The organism is Candidatus Accumulibacter vicinus, assembly GCF_000584955.1.
In the GTDB taxonomy this organism is placed as follows: Bacteria; Pseudomonadota; Gammaproteobacteria; order Burkholderiales; family Rhodocyclaceae; genus Accumulibacter; species Accumulibacter vicinus.
Map to the genome: position 1 here is coordinate 43,604 of NZ_JDSS02000013.1, position 371 is coordinate 43,974.

Annotated in this window: 1 protein-coding gene; it reads right to left on the reverse strand. The window is 65.2% G+C overall.

The annotated features are described in order from the left end of the window. A partial coding sequence (locus tag CAPSK01_RS03495) for a hypothetical protein (protein ID WP_273703018.1) occupies window positions 1–371 on the reverse strand: 371 nt, incomplete at both ends.

Sequence of the window (371 nt, forward strand, 5' to 3'; positions counted from 1 at the left end):
AGGATCTGCACCTTGGCGCCGGTGGAGAGCGTCAATTGCGCGGCGTCGTTGTAGAAGCTGCTGGCGGTGAGGGTCATGCCGTCGACCCATTGGATGACGTTCGCGCCTTCGGTGTCGGTGATCTTGGCGGTGACGGCACCGGACAAGGTCATCGGGCTGATCACGTAGGTATCGTTGCCACCGCCACCCAGATAGTTGTCGCCCGCCGAGGGAATGAAGAAGTCGTTGCCGAGCGTGCCGGGGACCGTGAAGGTACTTCCGGCCACGGCCGGTGTGAGCGTTGGAGCCTGCGTGAAACCGCTGGGAACGACGTAGCCCGCGCTGCCGGGAACCGGGGTCGAGCCGGTAGGTACGGAAGCCCCCAGGGTGGC